This is a genomic window from Nonomuraea sp. K271 (genome assembly GCF_009908215.1).
In the GTDB taxonomy this organism is placed as follows: domain Bacteria; phylum Actinomycetota; class Actinomycetes; order Streptosporangiales; family Streptosporangiaceae; genus Nonomuraea; species Nonomuraea longispora.
The window spans coordinates 40,866-56,345 of sequence record NZ_JAAAHR010000023.1 but is presented as its reverse complement, the minus strand read 5'-3'; the positions used below and the strand labels follow the sequence as shown (position 1 = coordinate 56,345).

General features: G+C 69.6%; 14 protein-coding genes. 8 read left to right on the top strand and 6 right to left on the bottom strand.

What is annotated here, in order from left to right:
* Positions 1–17 precede the first annotated feature (17 nt).
* Together GUY59_RS11025 and GUY59_RS50645 are read right to left on the bottom strand one after the other, a co-directional pair.
* A complete protein-coding gene (locus tag GUY59_RS11025) occupies positions 18–632 on the bottom strand; it encodes an SAM-dependent methyltransferase (RefSeq protein WP_138200411.1) in 615 nt (204 codons plus the stop codon).
* A 146-nt stretch (positions 633–778) separates the two neighbouring features.
* Positions 779–994: a hypothetical protein gene (locus tag GUY59_RS50645; RefSeq protein ID WP_246063731.1), complete on the bottom strand. Its 216-nt coding sequence runs from the start codon at positions 992–994 to the stop codon at positions 779–781.
* Between GUY59_RS50645 and GUY59_RS11020 the strand changes: the two genes are divergently transcribed.
* Both GUY59_RS11020 and GUY59_RS11015 read left to right on the top strand, forming a co-directional pair.
* Entirely contained in the window at positions 893–1,501 is a 609-nt protein-coding gene (locus GUY59_RS11020; RefSeq protein WP_252374896.1) for a dTDP-4-dehydrorhamnose 3,5-epimerase family protein, read from the top strand. The two genes, GUY59_RS50645 and GUY59_RS11020, sit on opposite strands and share 102 nt — an antisense overlap.
* Positions 1,498–2,628 carry a DegT/DnrJ/EryC1/StrS family aminotransferase gene (locus GUY59_RS11015; RefSeq protein WP_138200410.1) on the top strand — a complete coding sequence of 377 codons (1,131 nt, stop codon included), beginning with the start codon at positions 1,498–1,500 and terminating at the stop codon, positions 2,626–2,628. Before GUY59_RS11020 ends, GUY59_RS11015 begins: the two co-directional genes overlap by 4 nt.
* Here GUY59_RS11015 and GUY59_RS11010 read toward each other — a convergent pair whose 3' ends face one another.
* Positions 2,629–3,609, bottom strand: a complete 981-nt coding sequence (locus GUY59_RS11010) for an NAD-dependent epimerase/dehydratase family protein (protein WP_138200409.1) — start codon at positions 3,607–3,609, stop codon at positions 2,629–2,631.
* A gap of 4 nt (positions 3,610–3,613) precedes the next feature.
* On the bottom strand, positions 3,614–4,966 hold the full coding sequence (locus GUY59_RS11005; RefSeq protein WP_138200408.1) for a nucleotide sugar dehydrogenase: 1,353 nt from the start codon (positions 4,964–4,966) through the stop codon (positions 3,614–3,616).
* 224 nt (positions 4,967–5,190) lie between these two features.
* On the opposite strand from GUY59_RS11005, the gene GUY59_RS11000 reads away from it, so the two are divergent.
* From GUY59_RS11000 to GUY59_RS10975, 6 genes are all read left to right on the top strand, one after another.
* Complete coding sequence (locus tag GUY59_RS11000; RefSeq protein WP_252374894.1) at positions 5,191–6,864, top strand: acetyl-CoA carboxylase carboxyltransferase subunit alpha; 1,674 nt, start codon at positions 5,191–5,193, stop codon at positions 6,862–6,864.
* Positions 6,861–7,343 (top strand): acetyl-CoA carboxylase biotin carboxyl carrier protein, encoded by a 483-nt coding sequence (gene accB, locus GUY59_RS10995; protein ID WP_138200407.1) that lies wholly within the window; start codon positions 6,861–6,863, stop codon positions 7,341–7,343. Before GUY59_RS11000 ends, accB begins: the two co-directional genes overlap by 4 nt.
* A 13-nt stretch (positions 7,344–7,356) precedes the next feature.
* On the top strand, positions 7,357–8,778 hold the full coding sequence (locus GUY59_RS10990; protein ID WP_138200406.1) for an acetyl-CoA carboxylase biotin carboxylase subunit: 1,422 nt from the start codon (positions 7,357–7,359) through the stop codon (positions 8,776–8,778).
* 42 nt (positions 8,779–8,820) lie between these two features.
* Complete coding sequence (locus tag GUY59_RS10985; RefSeq protein WP_138200405.1) at positions 8,821–10,839, top strand: KedN5 family methylcobalamin-dependent radical SAM C-methyltransferase; 2,019 nt, start codon at positions 8,821–8,823, stop codon at positions 10,837–10,839.
* A gap of 76 nt (positions 10,840–10,915) precedes the next feature.
* Entirely contained in the window at positions 10,916–12,400 is a 1,485-nt protein-coding gene (locus tag GUY59_RS10980; RefSeq protein ID WP_161714482.1) for a peptide MFS transporter, read from the top strand.
* Positions 12,397–13,086, top strand: coding sequence for an SDR family NAD(P)-dependent oxidoreductase (locus GUY59_RS10975; RefSeq protein WP_252374893.1), 690 nt, complete (start codon positions 12,397–12,399; stop codon positions 13,084–13,086). Before GUY59_RS10980 ends, GUY59_RS10975 begins: the two co-directional genes overlap by 4 nt.
* Positions 13,087–13,145: 59 nt before the next feature.
* Here GUY59_RS10975 and GUY59_RS10970 read toward each other — a convergent pair whose 3' ends face one another.
* Both GUY59_RS10970 and GUY59_RS10965 read right to left on the bottom strand, forming a co-directional pair.
* Positions 13,146–14,171: a methyltransferase gene (locus tag GUY59_RS10970; protein WP_138200403.1), complete on the bottom strand. Its 1,026-nt coding sequence runs from the start codon at positions 14,169–14,171 to the stop codon at positions 13,146–13,148.
* A 41-nt stretch (positions 14,172–14,212) separates the two neighbouring features.
* Complete coding sequence (locus tag GUY59_RS10965; protein WP_138200402.1) at positions 14,213–15,394, bottom strand: nucleotide disphospho-sugar-binding domain-containing protein; 1,182 nt, start codon at positions 15,392–15,394, stop codon at positions 14,213–14,215.
* Positions 15,395–15,480 lie beyond the last annotated feature (86 nt).

Sequence of the window (15,480 nt, the reverse complement as noted above, 5' to 3'; positions counted from 1 at the left end):
TGCCTTTCCGTGTGCGTTCACTGACGGGTCATGAGAAAGCCGGCGAAGTACGATGACGGCGGGGGCGAGGGCAGCCGCTCGATCTTGAAGACGTCGCCGAAGAGGTCGTCCTCCTCGCCCGGCGCCAGCTTCGGGTTGAGCCGCAGCAGGATGCCCTTAAGGGTGAACGGCAGATCGCCGCCGTGGTGCACGCACCACAGGAAGTACAGGCTGCCGGGGCCCGACAGCCGCTTGACCGTGGCGGCCATCGCCTCCCGTGCCCGTCCCTGCAGGTCGTCGAGCGTTCCCAGGTCGAGCACCAGGTCGAAGGGCCCCTCCACGCCGGGGATGTGCGCAGCGGTCAGATCGCCCTTGACGAACCGGCAACGGTCGGCGACTCCCTCCTTGGCCGCGGCCGCCCTGGCCTCGTTCAGCGCCACGGAGGAGAAGTCCACTCCCACGACCCGGAAACCGCGCTTGGCGAGGAAGACGGCGGCCTCGCCGCGCCCGCAGCCGAGGTCCACGACCCGTGGATGCGTCTCGGGGGATATCCGGCCCGACGTCACCAGGTCCCGCAGTTCGAGTCCCAGGCGCCCGGCCCAGCGGGCCATCCCGGTCTTGTACTGGAAGCTGTACGACCATGACTTAGGCATGAGACGTCCCTTTTACCGCGATCGCATTTTTCGGAATGCCGGACGGCTGACTCCGCTGTCCGGCGCCGTTTCTGGGAACGGTGCACGGCGTTATCCTGGTGACTCCCGCTGGAAACGGAATCTCTTCTCACTGGTGCCGCGCTCGACTATCGGCAGAGCCGCGTACGGGGATTGCCCGCGCCCATCGACGCTGGCATATTCACTGTTGTCGGATGACGATCAGGTGAGAAGGGCGCGAAATGCAAATCGACCCACTCGGAATCGACGGTGCTTTCCTGATCAAGCCGGAGATTTTCCCGGACGCCAGGGGTGAGTTTCTGGAGGTTTTCAGCGAGCCGGCCTTTCGCGAGGCCGTCGGTCACCCGCTGAGGGTGGCGCAGGTGAACTGCTCGCGATCGCGGCGCGGCACGATCAGGGGCATCCACGCCTTCTCGCTGCCGCCCGGGCAGTCCCGCTACATCACTTGCCCTCATGGCGAGATCCTGGACATCGTCGTCGACATCCGGGTCGGCTCGCCCACGTTCGGCGAGTGGGAGGCGGTCCGGCTGGGCGACGGCAACAGGCACGGGTTGTACCTCGCTGAGGGGCACGCCCATGCCTTCGCGCCGCTGACTGAGGAGGCCACCGTGGTCTACCTGGTTTCCAGCACGTACGCGCCCCACAAGGAGATCCTGGTCGACCCGCTCGACCCCGAGCTGGCGCTGCCGTGGCCGCCGGAGAGCGAGCGGCTCCTGTCCACCAAGGACCGCGGCGCTCCCAGCCTGCGTGAGGCGAGGGAACGCGGTGTGCTGCCTCGCTACGCCGACTGCCGCGCACGCCATGAGGAGCTGTGCAGGGAAGCCGACGCGCTCGCGGGGAGGCACGCGTGATCCCCTTGATGCGGGTGGAGATGTCGCAGGAGGCGGGCGCCGCGGTGTCCCGTGTGCTCGCCAGCGGGATGATCGGCCAGGGGCCGGTGGTCGACGAGTTCGAGCAGGCGCTGCGCGAGCGCATCGGCAACCCATGCGTCGCCACGGTCAACAGCGGCACCTCGGGCCTGCACCTCGCCCTGCGGCTGGTGACCGACCCTACGGGAACCGGCACGGGCGCGGACGGAGGTGAGGTCCTCACCACGCCGCTGACCATGGTCGCGGCCAACTGGGCGATCCTCGCCAACGGCCTGCGTCCCAAGTGGGTGGACGTGGATCCCATGACGCTCAACGTGGACCTCGACGACCTGGCCAGAAAGATCACCCCGGCCACCAGGGCGATCGTCATCGTGCACTTCGCCGGCTATCCGGTCGACCTCGCCCGCCTCAGCGACATCCTGGACGAGGCGGAGGCCGCGTACGGTTTCCGCCCGCCGGTGATCGAGGACTGCGCGCATGCGTGGGGCGCCACCTACCGCGGCACGCCGCTGGGCAACCACGGCAACGTGGCGGTCTACAGCTTCCAGTCGGTCAAGCACTTCACCACCGGCGACGGAGGGCTGATGGTGCTGCCCGACGCGCAGCTCGCCGAGCGGGCCAGGCGGCTCAGGTGGTTCGGCATCGACCGTTCGGCGCCCGGACGCGGCCTGGTCCGCGCCGACATCCCGGAGTGGGGCTACAAGTTCCACATGAACGACATCAACGCGGCCATCGGTCTGGCGAACCTGGCGGAGACCGACGAGGTGATCCGCCGCTACCGCGACAACGCCGCCTTCTACGACCGCGAGCTGGCCACGGCCGACGGGGTGCGTGTCACCGAGCGCGCGGCCGACAGGCAGTCCTCCTTCTGGGTCTACCCGCTGCTGGTGCAGGGCAAGGACGCGTTCGTCAAGCACATGACCGAGGCCGGCGTCATGGTGAGCCAGGTGCACGAGCGCAACGACCGTCACACGGCGCTGCGCCGGTACGCGTCCCTGCTGCCAGGGCTCGACCGGGCCGTCGAGCAGCTGGTGTGCCTGCCGGTCGGGAGATGGGTGTCCGACGAGGACCGCCGGCACATCGTGGACGCGATCAAGGCCGGATGGTGATCAGTCGGCGGGCCCGTGCAGCCACCAGGGATTCTGCCGGGCCCACTCGATCGTCCTGGCGATGCCCTCCCGCAGCGGGACGGCGCACTGCCAGCCGAGCATCGCGCGCGCCTTGGCCGTGTCGGGGACCCGGCGCTCGATGTCCTGGTAGGCGGCCCCGAAAGCGGCCCCGGTGTCCAGGTGGTCGTTGCGGCCGGTGAACCCCGCCGCCTCCCCTACCAGCTCGATCACCTCGCGAATGGTGGTCTCCTTGTGGGAACCGATGTTGAAGCACTCGCCCACCGCGGCCGGGCTCGACGCGGCCCGGACGGTGCCCTCGATCGCGTCGTCGACGTAGGTGAAGCAGCGGGTCTGGCCGCCGCCGTCGTACATCTCCGGCGCCCGGCCGGTGAGGACGTGCCGGATGCTCCGGCTCACCACGTACGCCGGCCTCTGGCGCGGGCCGTACACGTTGAAGTAGCGCACCACCGTGGCGCGGAGACCCTGCTCGCGGACGAGGGCGAACGTCATGTGCTCGGCCAGCGCCTTGCTCGTGGAGTAGGTCCACCGATCGGCCGACGTGACGCCCAGCACGCGGTCGGACTCCTCGGACCACGGAACCTGGGGGTTCTTGCCGTAGATCTCGCTGGTGCTGGCCACCACCACCCTGACGCCGGCCTCGAGCGCCCTGCGCAGGACGTTGCGGGTGCCGAGCACGTTGACGTCGATGACGTCGAGCGGCTGCCGGAGGTAGCGGTCGACCCCGACGACGGCCGACAGGTGGTACACCAGGTCGACGTCGGAGGCGATCACGTTCGCCAGCGACGACTCGTGGGTGATGTCGTCCTTGACGTAGCGGACGCTGCTCAGGTTGTGCAGCGGCGTGTCGGGCGGTGGCGACGACGTGTCATAGGCGATCACCTCGTGCCCCTCCGCGGCCAGCCGTTCGACGAGATGGCTGCCGATGAACCCGCATCCTCCGGTGACCACGATCCTGGACATGCCCTCACCGTCCGATTCCGCGGTAGGTGAAGCCCAGCCGCCGCACGTGCTCGATGGTTTCCTGCGGGTAGTAGGCCCGCCCGTCGAAGATCAGGCATGGCGTCGAGACCCGTTCGCGCAAGGCGGCGAAGTCGAGCTGCTGGAACGGCTCGTGGCCGGCGAGCACGGCCACGCAGTGGGCGCCGGCCACGGCCTCCTCCAGGGACGCCGACGGCTCGACGCCCGTCAGCGCGCGGAGCTCCTCCGCATCGGCGAGCGGATCGTGGAGCGACACCGTGACGCCGGCGGCGAGCAGGCCGTCGACGACCGGTTTGACCGGCGTGCTGCGCAGATCGCCGGTGTTGTTCTTGAACGCGGCGCCGAGCACCGCGACCTTCGCGCCGTCCGGGTGCCGTCCCGCCCGCGCCAGCTCGGCGCAGATCGTCTCGTGGGTGTAGCCGGGCATCGCGTCGTTGACGGCGCGCACCGTCTCGACGGTTCTGAGGCGTACCCCGTGTTCGCGGGCCGCGTTCCAGGTGATCCACGGATCCTTGGTCAGGCAGTAGCCGCCCACCCCGACGCTGGGCAGCAGGATGTTGACGTGACCGCCGCCTTTGGGCAGCGAGTTGGCGCCCCCGATCACCTCCAGGACGTCGACATGGAAGGCGTCGCACAGCCGGGCCAGATCGTTGGCCAGGGCGATGTTGTGATCGATCCACCAGTTGTCGGCCAGCTTGACGATCTCGGCCACCTCCGGGGAGGTGTACTCCCACGCCGGTACGTCAAGTGCCCGCTTCCAGAACTCGGTCGCCGAGTGCGTGCTCTCCGTGTCGCAGCCGCCCACGATGATGGGCAGCGCCCGCAACTCGGACAGGGCGTTGCCCTCCGACAGCCGTTCCGGGCAGAAGACCAGGCCGAAATCGTCGCCCTGGACCAGCCCGCCGGTCTCCAGCCGCGGCCGGACGAGACCGCGGGTGGTGCCAGGAGCGACGGTGCTCTTCAGCACCACCAGGTGGCCGCGGCGCAGCCGGGGCGCCAGCTCGGCGCAGACCTCCTCCAGTTGCCGCGTGACGAGTGAGCGGTCCTCGCCGATCGGGGTGCCGACCGCGATGACGATGACGTCGGCGCTCTCGATCGCGTCGTAGCCGGTGCTGAAGGTGAGCCGCGAGGTGCCGCGCAGCCGCGTGAGGGCCTCGGCCAGCCCGGGCTCGGAGATGTGGCACCGCCCCTCTTCCAGTTGGGCGATCAGCCGCGCATCACGGTCGATGCCCGTCACGTGCAGGCCCTGTTCGGCCAGCGTCACGCCGAGGCAGCAGCCGACGTAGCCGAAACCCACGATCGCCACCCTCGGCTCGCGCGAGTCGGGAAGAAAACGCATAGGGAACTCCCTGCGGTTCGATGTACGGGGCCCGTCGCCGCGGCATGTCGTCGTGCGGACGCATGAGGTGCGATCCCACCGAAGTTCCGACGGACACAGGCCGGAGTGTCGAAGGTCGCACTCCACGGTCGCTCGAGGACTCGTGGAGCGACGGCCGCCGCCGGACGCCGCCCCTACAGCCGTTGACCAGTGGTCGTTGAGAGGCCCGGACCAAGCTGCTGGGCGTGGGAGTGCATACGGAGACCTCCGAGGCGGCACAGTGGATCAGTTGTCCCGAGTGCCGCGAACTCGTCTATGTCAAGCGACACCAGCGCGATCTGGGCGTCTGCCCGGGCTGCGGGGCGCATTCCCGGCTGCACGCGTCGGAACGGATGGCGCACCTGCTGGACGACCGTTCGATCGTGCCCTTCGAGTCCCCCTCGACCGTCGAGGACCCGATCGGGTTCACCGACTCCCTGCCGTATCCCGACCGGCTCAGGCAGGCCCGCGAGCGTACCGGCGCGGGTGAGGCGGTCACCTGCGTCACCGCCTCGGTGATGAACCACCCGGTGATCGCCGCTGTCATGGACTTCCGGTTTCTCGGCGGCAGCCTCGGTGCGGGCGTCGGTGAACGCATCGTCCGGGCCTGCGAGACGGCGCTGCGCACGCGCACGCCGCTGCTCCTGGTCACCGCCTCCGGCGGCGCTCGTATGCAGGAGGGCGCCTACGCCCTGATGCAGATGGCGAAGACGGCACAGGCGCTGGCCGAGCTGGACGAAGCGGGGATCCTGACCATCTCGCTCGTCACCAACCCGACCTACGGCGGCGTGGCGGCGTCCTTCGCGACCTTGACCGACGTCATTCTGGCCGAGTCGGGGGCGCGCATCGGCTTCGCCGGGCCCCGGGTGATCCAGCAGACGATCCAGCAGGAGTTGCCGGAGGGCTTCCAGAGCGCCGAGTTCATGCAGGCGCGGGGCTTCCTCGACGCCGTCGTGCCGCGGTCCGCCCTTCGGCCCGTGCTCGGGGCGCTGCTCGGCATGGTGCGCCAGGACGCGCCGCGCGCCCGCGGGCCCAGGACCGCGCGGCTGGTCCGTGACCCCGGCGAGTTGCCGGAGCACGAGCCCTGGCACGTGGTGCGCCTGGCCAGGCATGAAGGCCGCCCCACCACGCTCGACTACGTCTACCAGCTGCTCGACGACTTCCAGGAGTTGAAGGGCGACCGGCTCTCCGGCGACTGTCCCGCGATCATAGGCGGCCTCGGCCGCCTCGACGGCCGGCCGATCGTCCTGGTCGGGCACCAGAAGGGCCACGACACCGCCCAGCGGGTCAGCCGCAACTTCGGCATGGCCCTGCCCGAGGGTTACCGCAAGGCGGCCCGGCTGATGCGGCTGGCGGAGAAGCTGGGCCTGCCGGTCGTCACGCTGGTGGACACGCCGGGGGCGCATCCCGGCGTCGAGGCGGAGGAGCGCGGCCAGGCGTGGGCGATCGCGGAGAACCTGCGGCTGATGTCAGGGCTCAAGGTGCCGGTCGTGTCCGTGATCACAGGCGAGGGCGGCAGCGGCGGCGCGCTGGCGCTGGCGGTCGCGGACCGGGTGCTCGCGTTCTCCAACGCGGTGTATTCGGTGATCAGCCCCGAGGGTTGCGCGGCGATCCTGTGGAAGGACCGGGGCGAGGCGCCCCGCGCCGCGGCGGCACTGCGGCTCGACGCCCGCGACCTGCTCCGGCAGGGCATCGTCGACGCGGTCCTGCCGGAGCCCGCGGGCGGGGCGCACGAGGACCCGGTGGCCGCGGCCGAGACCCTGCGCGCCGCCCTGGGCGCGATGTTGTCCGAGCTGACCCCGTTGCCCCCCCGCGAACTGGTGGAACGCCGCAGGCGCCGCTTCCGCCGCTACGGCATCGAGGACGCGAGGAACACATGACCGACGAGCACACCAGCATCGGCGAGCTGTGCAGGCACGCCGGCGAAATCCTCAACACGGCCCCCGGCCCGCTGAAACGTGTACGCGTGCAGGCGGGCGACATGAGCGTCGAACTCGAATGGCCCGGTACGGTCGCGGTCCAGGCCGGCGACCCCGGCGCACCCCAGGCCGACGGCGCGGCGGCGGGGACCGCGGCGGCCGACGCGCGCGACTCGCCCGACGCCATCGTGATCGAGGCGCCCCTGGTCGGCACCTTCTACCGCGCGATCTCCCCGGAGAGCAGCGCGTTCGTCGAGGTCGGAGACACGGTCGAGGCCGGACAGCAGGTGGCGATCATCGAGGCGATGAAGCTGATGAACGCGGTCCACGCCGACAGGCCAGGCCGTGTGGTCGAGGTGCTCGTGAAGAACGGCGACCCGGTGGAGTACGGCGAGTCCCTGTTCGTGCTCGAACCCCACGACCCGGACAGCGGCCACTGAACGAGAGGAACGCATGTTCTCGACGGTTCTCATCGCCAACCGCGGCGAGATCGCGCTGCGCATCGCCCGTACCTGCCGTGAGCTCGGCATCCGCACCGTCGCCGTGTGCTCCGACAGCGACCGGGACTCCATGGTGGCCCGCTTCGCCGACGAGACGGTCTGCATCGGGCCGTCGGAGGCGCGGCGCAGCTACCTCAACCCGGCCGCGCTCGTCACGGCGGCCCTGCAGGCAGGGGCCGACGCGGTGCATCCCGGCTACGGCTTCCTGTCCGAGGACCCGGACTTCGCCGAGATCTGCCAGGACGCGGGGCTGATCTTCATCGGCCCAGCCCCTTCCGTGCTGGCCAGGCTCGGCGACAAGGCGGAGGCGCGCAACATCGCCAGGGCGGCCGGGCTGCCGGTGCTGCCGGGCAGCTCCAAGCCGCTGGCGACGCTGGCGCAGGCACGCTCGCTCGCCGCCGAGATCGGCTATCCCGTGATCCTCAAGGCCGTCGCGGGCGGCGGGGGACGGGGCATGCGCGTCGTACGGGATCCCCGCGACATGGCCCGCGAGTACGCCCAGGCCAGGGCCGGCGCCCAGACGGCGTTCGGCGACTCCCGGGTGTACCTGGAGAAATACCTGGACAACGCCCGGCACATCGAGGTGCAGATCCTCGGCGACGGCCACGGCAACGTGATCCACCTCGGCGAGCGCGACTGCTCCGTGCAGCGCCGGAGGCAGAAGCTGGTCGAGGAGACCCCGGCGCCCGGGTTGTCGCGCGAGCTGGCCGACCGCATCTGCGCCGCCACCGTACGGGCCGCCCAGGCCGTGGGATACGCCGGCGCGGGGACGTACGAGTTCCTCGTCGACGACGAGGACGGGTTCCACGCGATGGAGGTCAACTGCCGCATCCAGGTGGAGCACCCGGTGACGGAGATGGTGACCGGCATCGACCTCGTGCGCGAGCAGTTGCAGGTGGCCGCCGGATACGGGCTGGCCCATCGGCAGGAGGACATCGTCCCCCGGGGGGTGGCCATCGAGTGCCGGGTCAACGCGGAGGACCCGCGCCGGGGCTTCCTGCCCACGCCGGGAACCGTGCGGCGGTTCGTGACCCCGGCGGGGCCGTTCGTCCGGGTGGACACCCACGGGGAGCCTGGGATGCGGGTGACGCCGGACTACGACCCGCTGCTCGCCAAGGTCGCCGTCTGGGCTCCCGACCGGCGCCAGGCCATCGCCCGGGCGGAGCGCGCGCTGGAGGAGTTCCACGTCGAGGGCCCGGGAATGTGCACGACCCGCGATTTCCTCCTCGAGGTGCTCGGCCATCCGGTGTACCGGGCGGCCAAGCACACCACGGCGCTGATCGACGAAATGGGAGTGATCCAGCCGGGCGACGTCGCATTCGACCGTCGCGCCAACCCGGCTCCAGTTATTCGCGAGCGGTCCGTCGTTTATTGATGGGACTGTTCGGGATTTAGTAGATCGCGATGGGAGATCTACATGCAAGCCGATGGCCGGATCGTCGTCAACATTCTTCAGCAAGGCGTCTGGGACATGCCGTACGAGTCCATGCCGCTGGCCGCTGGATATCTTAAGTCCACGGCTTTGTCCGAGCCCCGGATAGCGGCTGGGACAGATATCAGAATCTGCAACTACCGAGGCGCGGTGACGCTGCCCGTCATGGCCGCCGACCTGTTCAGGGGAGAGATGCCGGATATTCTCGCCTGCTCGGTCCTGGGCTGGAACTACCGGGCCTTCGGCACGCTCGCGGAGACCTTCAGACAGCTGAACCCCGACGGCTGGATCATCTTCGGCGGGACGCACGTGGCCAACCAGGCCGACCGCGTCTTCGGCATGTTCCCGGACGTCGACGTCATCGTCAACGGCGAGGGCGAGCTCGTCTTCCGCGACCTGCTCGGCGCCTGCTTGGACGGCCGCTCGCGGCACGACCTCCACGCGATCTCCGGAATCTCCTTTCGCGACGTGTCCGGCGCCACGGTGACGACGGCGGAACGGGAACGGATCAGTGACCTCGACATCATCCCGTCGCCGATCCTCACCGGGGCCATCGAACTGACCGGCGACGACGGCGGATTCCGCTACGACGTGGCGCTGATGGAGACCAACCGCGGCTGCCCGTACAAGTGTTCGTTCTGTTACTGGGGCGGCGCGACCGGGCAACGCGTGCGGGCGTTCTCCAGACACCGGCTGCGGGAGGAGCTGGAGCTCCTCGCGAAGCTCAACGTGCACACGATCGCGTTGTGCGACGCCAACTTCGGCCTGCTGCCCATCGACGAGGAGTTCGTCGACGACCTGATCGAGATCCGCGAGCGGTACGGCTATCCGAAGGCTCTGGAGAGCTCGTGGGCGAAGAACAAGTCCAAGGTCTTCTACTCCATCGTGCGGAAGATGAAGCAGGCCGGGCTGCGCAGCTCCTTCACCCTCGCCCTGCAGACGCTGAATGACACCGCCCTGGGCGAGATGAACCGGAAGAACATGAAGGTCAACGCGTGGGAGGACCTCGTCGCCTGGTTGAGCGAAGAGGGCCTCGAATGCTACGCCGAGCTGCTGTGGGGAGCGCCGGGCGAGACGATCGACTCCTTCTTCGAGGGCTACGACCGCCTGGCCCGCAAGGTCTCGCGCATCGCCGTCTATCCGCTCCTGATGTTGCCCAACACCGAGTACTCGGAGAAGAAGGCGCAATACGGCATCGTCTCCGTCCGCGGGGACACGGACGACTTCGAGTACGTGCTCAGCCACAACACGATGACGTTCGAAGAGAACGAGCGCATGCAGCGCTTCCTGTACTGGGCGCGGATCATGGCGGAGTACATGGTGCTGCGCAACATCTGGGTTCCGGCGTTGAGGCTGGCCGGCCTGACCCAGTCCCAGATCCTGCGTGACTTCGAGTCGTGGGTGGAGAAGAGCGACGACCCGCGGGCGGCGCCGCTGCTGACGGCGCAGGCGCTGGCCGCCGCCGACCAGCAGGCGTACGGTCCCGCCCTCGGTTACCTCTACGGCAGCGAGGACGCCCGCGACCTGCTGGGACGGTGGTGGGCCGAGTCGATGAGCCCGACGCTGCCCGGCGGAACCGCCGCCCTGCTCGACGAGATCTTCAGGTACGACCTGCTCACCCTGCCGGTCTACCACAAGGAGGGCGAGCGCCGTACGGCTCCGCCGCCGCCCCTGGTCGAGGTGGAGGGCGAGCGCTACCACCTGCGCAGGGGGGTCGAACTGGGCTTCCCGGTGCCGCAGATCGTGGCCGAGTTGCGCGCGGGCCGTGACCCGGATCTGTCACCGCTTCCGACGCGGGTGGATCTCTACTACAAGACGGGGTTCGAGAGCTTCGCCGAGACGACGAACCACGAGGAGATCGTCTACTTCATGGGCATGACCCTGGACCAGGTGACGGCTGCCAAGACCGCGACCATGGCCGCCGAGGACGCCGGACCGGACCTCCTCCCCACCGAGCCGAACCGGCTCCTGCCCATCCTGCGGGAGCACGGCGGCTGCTCGTGAGCCGCTGAACAGGGGTCGTCAGACCCTCTTCAAGATCATGAGGAGCATGCTCCTCGATTGCCGCCTGGAGCGCGACATGAGTGGAAGATCAGCTTTTGGCTACCCGCGATGGTTCACCACCATCTTCCTCACCGACATCTGGGAGCGTTTCAGCTTCTACGGGATGATGGCCATCCTCACGTTGTACGCCGCCTCCGGCAGGGACGAGGGGGGGCTCGGACTGTCCATGGGCGAGGCCTCGGCGTTGTTCGGCGCCTACATCGGCCTGGTCTTCGTGCTCTCCCTGCCCGGCGGATGGCTCGGCGACCGGGTCTTCGGCGCCTGGCGGGCGGTGTTGTGGGGCGGCGTGCTCATCGCGCTCGGTCACTACAGCATGGCCGTCCCGGGAGACGTCGGCTCCTACGCGGGCCTGGTGCTGATCGCGCTGGGCACCGGCCTGCTCAAGCCCAACATGTTCGCGCTGATCAGCGGGTTCTTCGGTACCGGTCAGCGGGCCAAGCGCGAGGCCTCCTTCTCCATCCTCTACGTCAGCATCCAGATCAGTGCGCTGATCGCGCCCCTGGTGGTCGGTTTCCTCGGGGAGACACTCGGCTGGCACTGGGGTTTCGCCGCCGCGGGCGTCGGGATGACGTTCGGTGTCGCGCAGTTCGCGATGGGCTCGCGCCACTTCGGCGAGGTCGGTCAGCTCGCGCCGCATCCGGCCGGCGAGGAGGAGCGCGCGAAGATGTTGCGCCGGGGGGTCACGGCCGTCGTCGTGCTCGCCGCCCTGATCACGGTGGACGTGGTCGCCGGCACCTTCGCCCCCATGCACCTCATCGGCCTCTTCGGCCTGGTCGCGCTGACCGTGCCGTTCCTCTACTTCCGGCTTCTCTCGCGCAACCCGGAGCTGGACGGCGGCGGCCGGCAGCGTCTCAGCGCGTTCTTCTGGTTGCTGCTGTCGTTCTCGCTGTTCTGGATGCTGGCGGGACAGGCGGGATCGATGCTCAACCTCTTCGCCAAGCACTCCACCGAGCGCGAGCTGTTGGGCTTCGTTCTCCCAGGCAGCTGGTTCCAGTCCGCGATCCCCTTCTTCATCCTGGTTTCCGCGCCGGTGTTCGCCTGGTTGTGGGTGCGTTTCGACGCCAAGATCAGTTCGGCCATGAAGTTCGGAGCGGCCCTGATCCTGGCCGGCACCGGCTTCGTCATCATGTGCGGCGCCGCCGCGTCGGCCGAAGGCGGGAACTCCGTGTCGCCCCTCTGGCTGTTGTCGGTGTTCTTCCTGATCGCCTGCGGCGAGGTCATCATCGGCCCGGTGGGGATCGCCGCCGCCGCCGAGGTCACCTCCTCGACGTTCATCGGGCGCACGATCGGTCTCGTCTGGCTCTTCAGTGCCCTGGGCGCGGGGCTGAGCAGCCAGATCGTCCACATCGCCGAGGTGGTTCCCGACCAGTACTACTACCTGGGCGTCGGCGCGCTCGCCATCTGCGTCGGTTTCCTGGTGGCCGGCTTCGGACGCCGTCTGCGCTTCACCGCGGAGGGCGAGGCGAAGCAACCGGTCGCCGACAGGGCCGGATCGGCGTGAGCACGTCGATCCGCAGGACCGCACTGGTGACGGGGGCCGGCCGCGGCATCGGAAAGGCGGTCTGCGAGGCGCTCGCCGGGCTCGGGCACCGGGTGATCGTAGCCGGGCGGGACGAGCGCGGCGTCCAGCGCGTCGCAGCCGCGTGCGGCGACGGCGCGCTGGCGGTGGAGCTCGACATCACCGACGGCGCGAGCGTGCGCCGCTGCTTCGAGCAGGTCAAGGCGGCGGACATCCTGGTCAACAACGCCGGCGTGCTGCTCGACGGCGGCACCTCGCCGGCGTCGGTGCCGCTCGAGCTGGTGGAGCGGCACCTCCAGGTCAACACGCTGGGCGCCTGGCGGATGAGCCAGGCGTTCCTGCCCGGCATGCTGGCGCGGGGCTGGGGCCGGATCGTCATGGTGTCGAGCGGCGCGGGCGCGTTCAGCAACGGCCTGTTCGCGGGCGCCCCCGCCTACGCGGTGTCGAAGGTCGCGCTCAACGCCGTCACGGTGCTGCTCGCCGCGGAGGCCCGCGACCGTGGCGTCCTGGTGAACGCCGTCAACCCCGGCAGGGTGCGCACCCGGATGTACCCGGACGCGGAGCAGACGCCGCAGGACGCCGCCACGGACGTCGTCTGGGCGGCGACCCTCCCCGACGACGGGCCCACGGGGGTCTTCCTCCGGAGCCGGCGGAAGATCCCCTGGTGACATCGGGAACACGAAAGGGCGGGCGGCCGCGTGTGCCGCCCGCCCTGTGATCTGCGGACTCAGCCCACCACTTCGCCCTCCGCGAGGAACAGCACGCTGTCGGTGGGTGTCACACCGCGAAAGCGCATCCCGGCCCGCTCGAACACGGCCCTGTAGCCGCTCTCCGTGCGTTCACGCCCGCCCATGACCAGCAGCATGTGCAGGTCCATGCTCGGCGCGAACGGATGTTGCGGCGGATCGGTCAGCATCGGGTCGGCGATGACGACCCGTGCGCCCGGCGCTGCGGCCGCCGCGCAGTTGCGCAGCGCCCTGGCGACCTTCTCGTCGTCGTACATGTGCAGGGTCAGCTTGAACAGATACAGGTCGGCCGCGTGTTCCACCTTCTCGAAGAAGTCGCCGGACGCCAGCCGGCAGCGACTGGCCAGCTCACCGGTCCTGAGGTCGTCCATGACCACGCGCAGCGTGCGCTCGTCCTCGTACAGCAGCCCTTCGACGTGCGGGTGGCGCTGGAGCAACAGCCGGAGCAGGGCGCCCTTCCCGCCTCCCATGTCGGCGAACGTGCGCACTCCTGTGAGGTCGAGGGCGTCCACGATGCTCGGCAGCATCTGGTCCGACCAGGCGGTCACCCCGTTGTAGATCATGTCCTGGGCGTCCGGGTCGGCATCGAGATAGGCGAAGAAGTCGGTGCCGTACTCCTTGTCGAAGGCGCGCTCCCCGGTCCGGATCGCCTCCGGGAGCCTGCCCCACATCGTCCAGCCCCAGTCGCCGCCGGTCATCAGCCTGTCGTGCAGCCGCTCCGGGTGGTCCGTACGCATGGCGAGCGACATCTCGGTGTGAACGTACGTGGTGGGGTCCACCTGACGGAAGATGCCGAACGCGGCCAGTGCGCGCAACATCCGGGTCAGGGCGTCCTCGTCGGCACCGAGTCTTGCCGCGATGTCGCTCACGGACCGGGGTCCGTCGCCGACCGCGTCCGCGATCCGGAGGCGGGCCGCGGCCAGCACGATGGCTGCGACGGACATGCCGTTGGACAGTCGGAAGACCGCCTCCGCGGGAGAGACGGGCTGCTGGGTTGATTCGATCACGGGCTGGCACCTTCCTATCGACGTGACGGGCTTCGGGACGTTCAGCCCCGGACGAAGGCTTCGAGCTCCTTGACGGTCTCGGTGGGGGAGGGCTGCCGCCTGATCTCCTCGCGCAGCCTGCCTGCGGCCTCGCGGTAGGAGGGCACGGTGACCAGCTCGGCGGCGCGCTCGGCGATCGTGTCGAGCCCGGCCTCCGGGGCCACCGCGATGCCGGCCCCGGCGGCGATGAGCGGTCGCGACTCCATGAGTTCGTCTGGCATCTGCGGCAGCACGAGTTGCGGCACGCCGTAGCTCAGCGCCGTCAGCATCGTGCTGATGCCGCTCTGGTGCAGCATCGCGTCGCACGACGGCATCAGCAGGTGCAGCGGCAGCGACTCCACCACCCGCGCGTTGCCCGGCAGTTCGCCCTCCGGAAGGTTCTTGCGGTCGGCGGCGGACAGGGTCACGACGACCTCGACGTCGAACTCGGACAGCGCCTTGACCAGCTCGGGCACCAGGAACCCGCGACCGCGGTCCGAGGCGCACAGACCCCAGCTGACCCCCACCCGGCGCCGGGGCGACGGCTCGAGCAGCCAGTCCGGCATCGCCCCCGAGCCGTTGTACGGTACGAACCGCGTTCTGATCCGGTTCACCTGCGACGGCAGCTGCATGGCCGGCGGGCAGTTGTCAATCGTGGCCAGGCCGAGGATGTCCACGTCGCCGACGCCGAGCCGGTCCGCGAGCGGACGCAGCACGAGCGGCACGATGTTACGCGCCATGTAGATGACGTCCACCCCCAGCACATGGCGGACCGCGGGAATCCCCATGGCCGCGCCGACCAGGGGCGCGACGAAGCTGGTCGGCTCGTACACGATCAGGTCGGGCCGCAACGCCCGGGTCTGCCGCAGCACGTCGCCGGCGAGTTCCCCGGCGAGCTCGGCGAACATCGGGAAAGCCCGCCGGGAGACGGCGCGCCAGCTGCCGTCCCACTCCTCCTGGGACACGCCCTCGGGGGCGATGTCCGGCCAGTCGGGAGGATCGGCCAGCACCCGCTTCATCAGCTCGTCCTGGTCGACGTCCCGGCTGGTCGGAACGGCGGTCGCCCCTGAACGCACGATCGTCTCTGCGAAGGACGGCTCGCAGCTCACGTAGACCTCGTGGCCGGTGGCGCGCATCGCCCAGACGAGCGGGACGAGATGGTAGTAGTGCGAACCCCAGTTCGTGGTGACGAACAAGACACGCATGGGCCACCTTCCCTCGACGACGACTGCGTGATCGCGCTCACCATCTCAGGGCCTGTTAGAGGATGGCTGGAGGCGAGGGCCTGCAC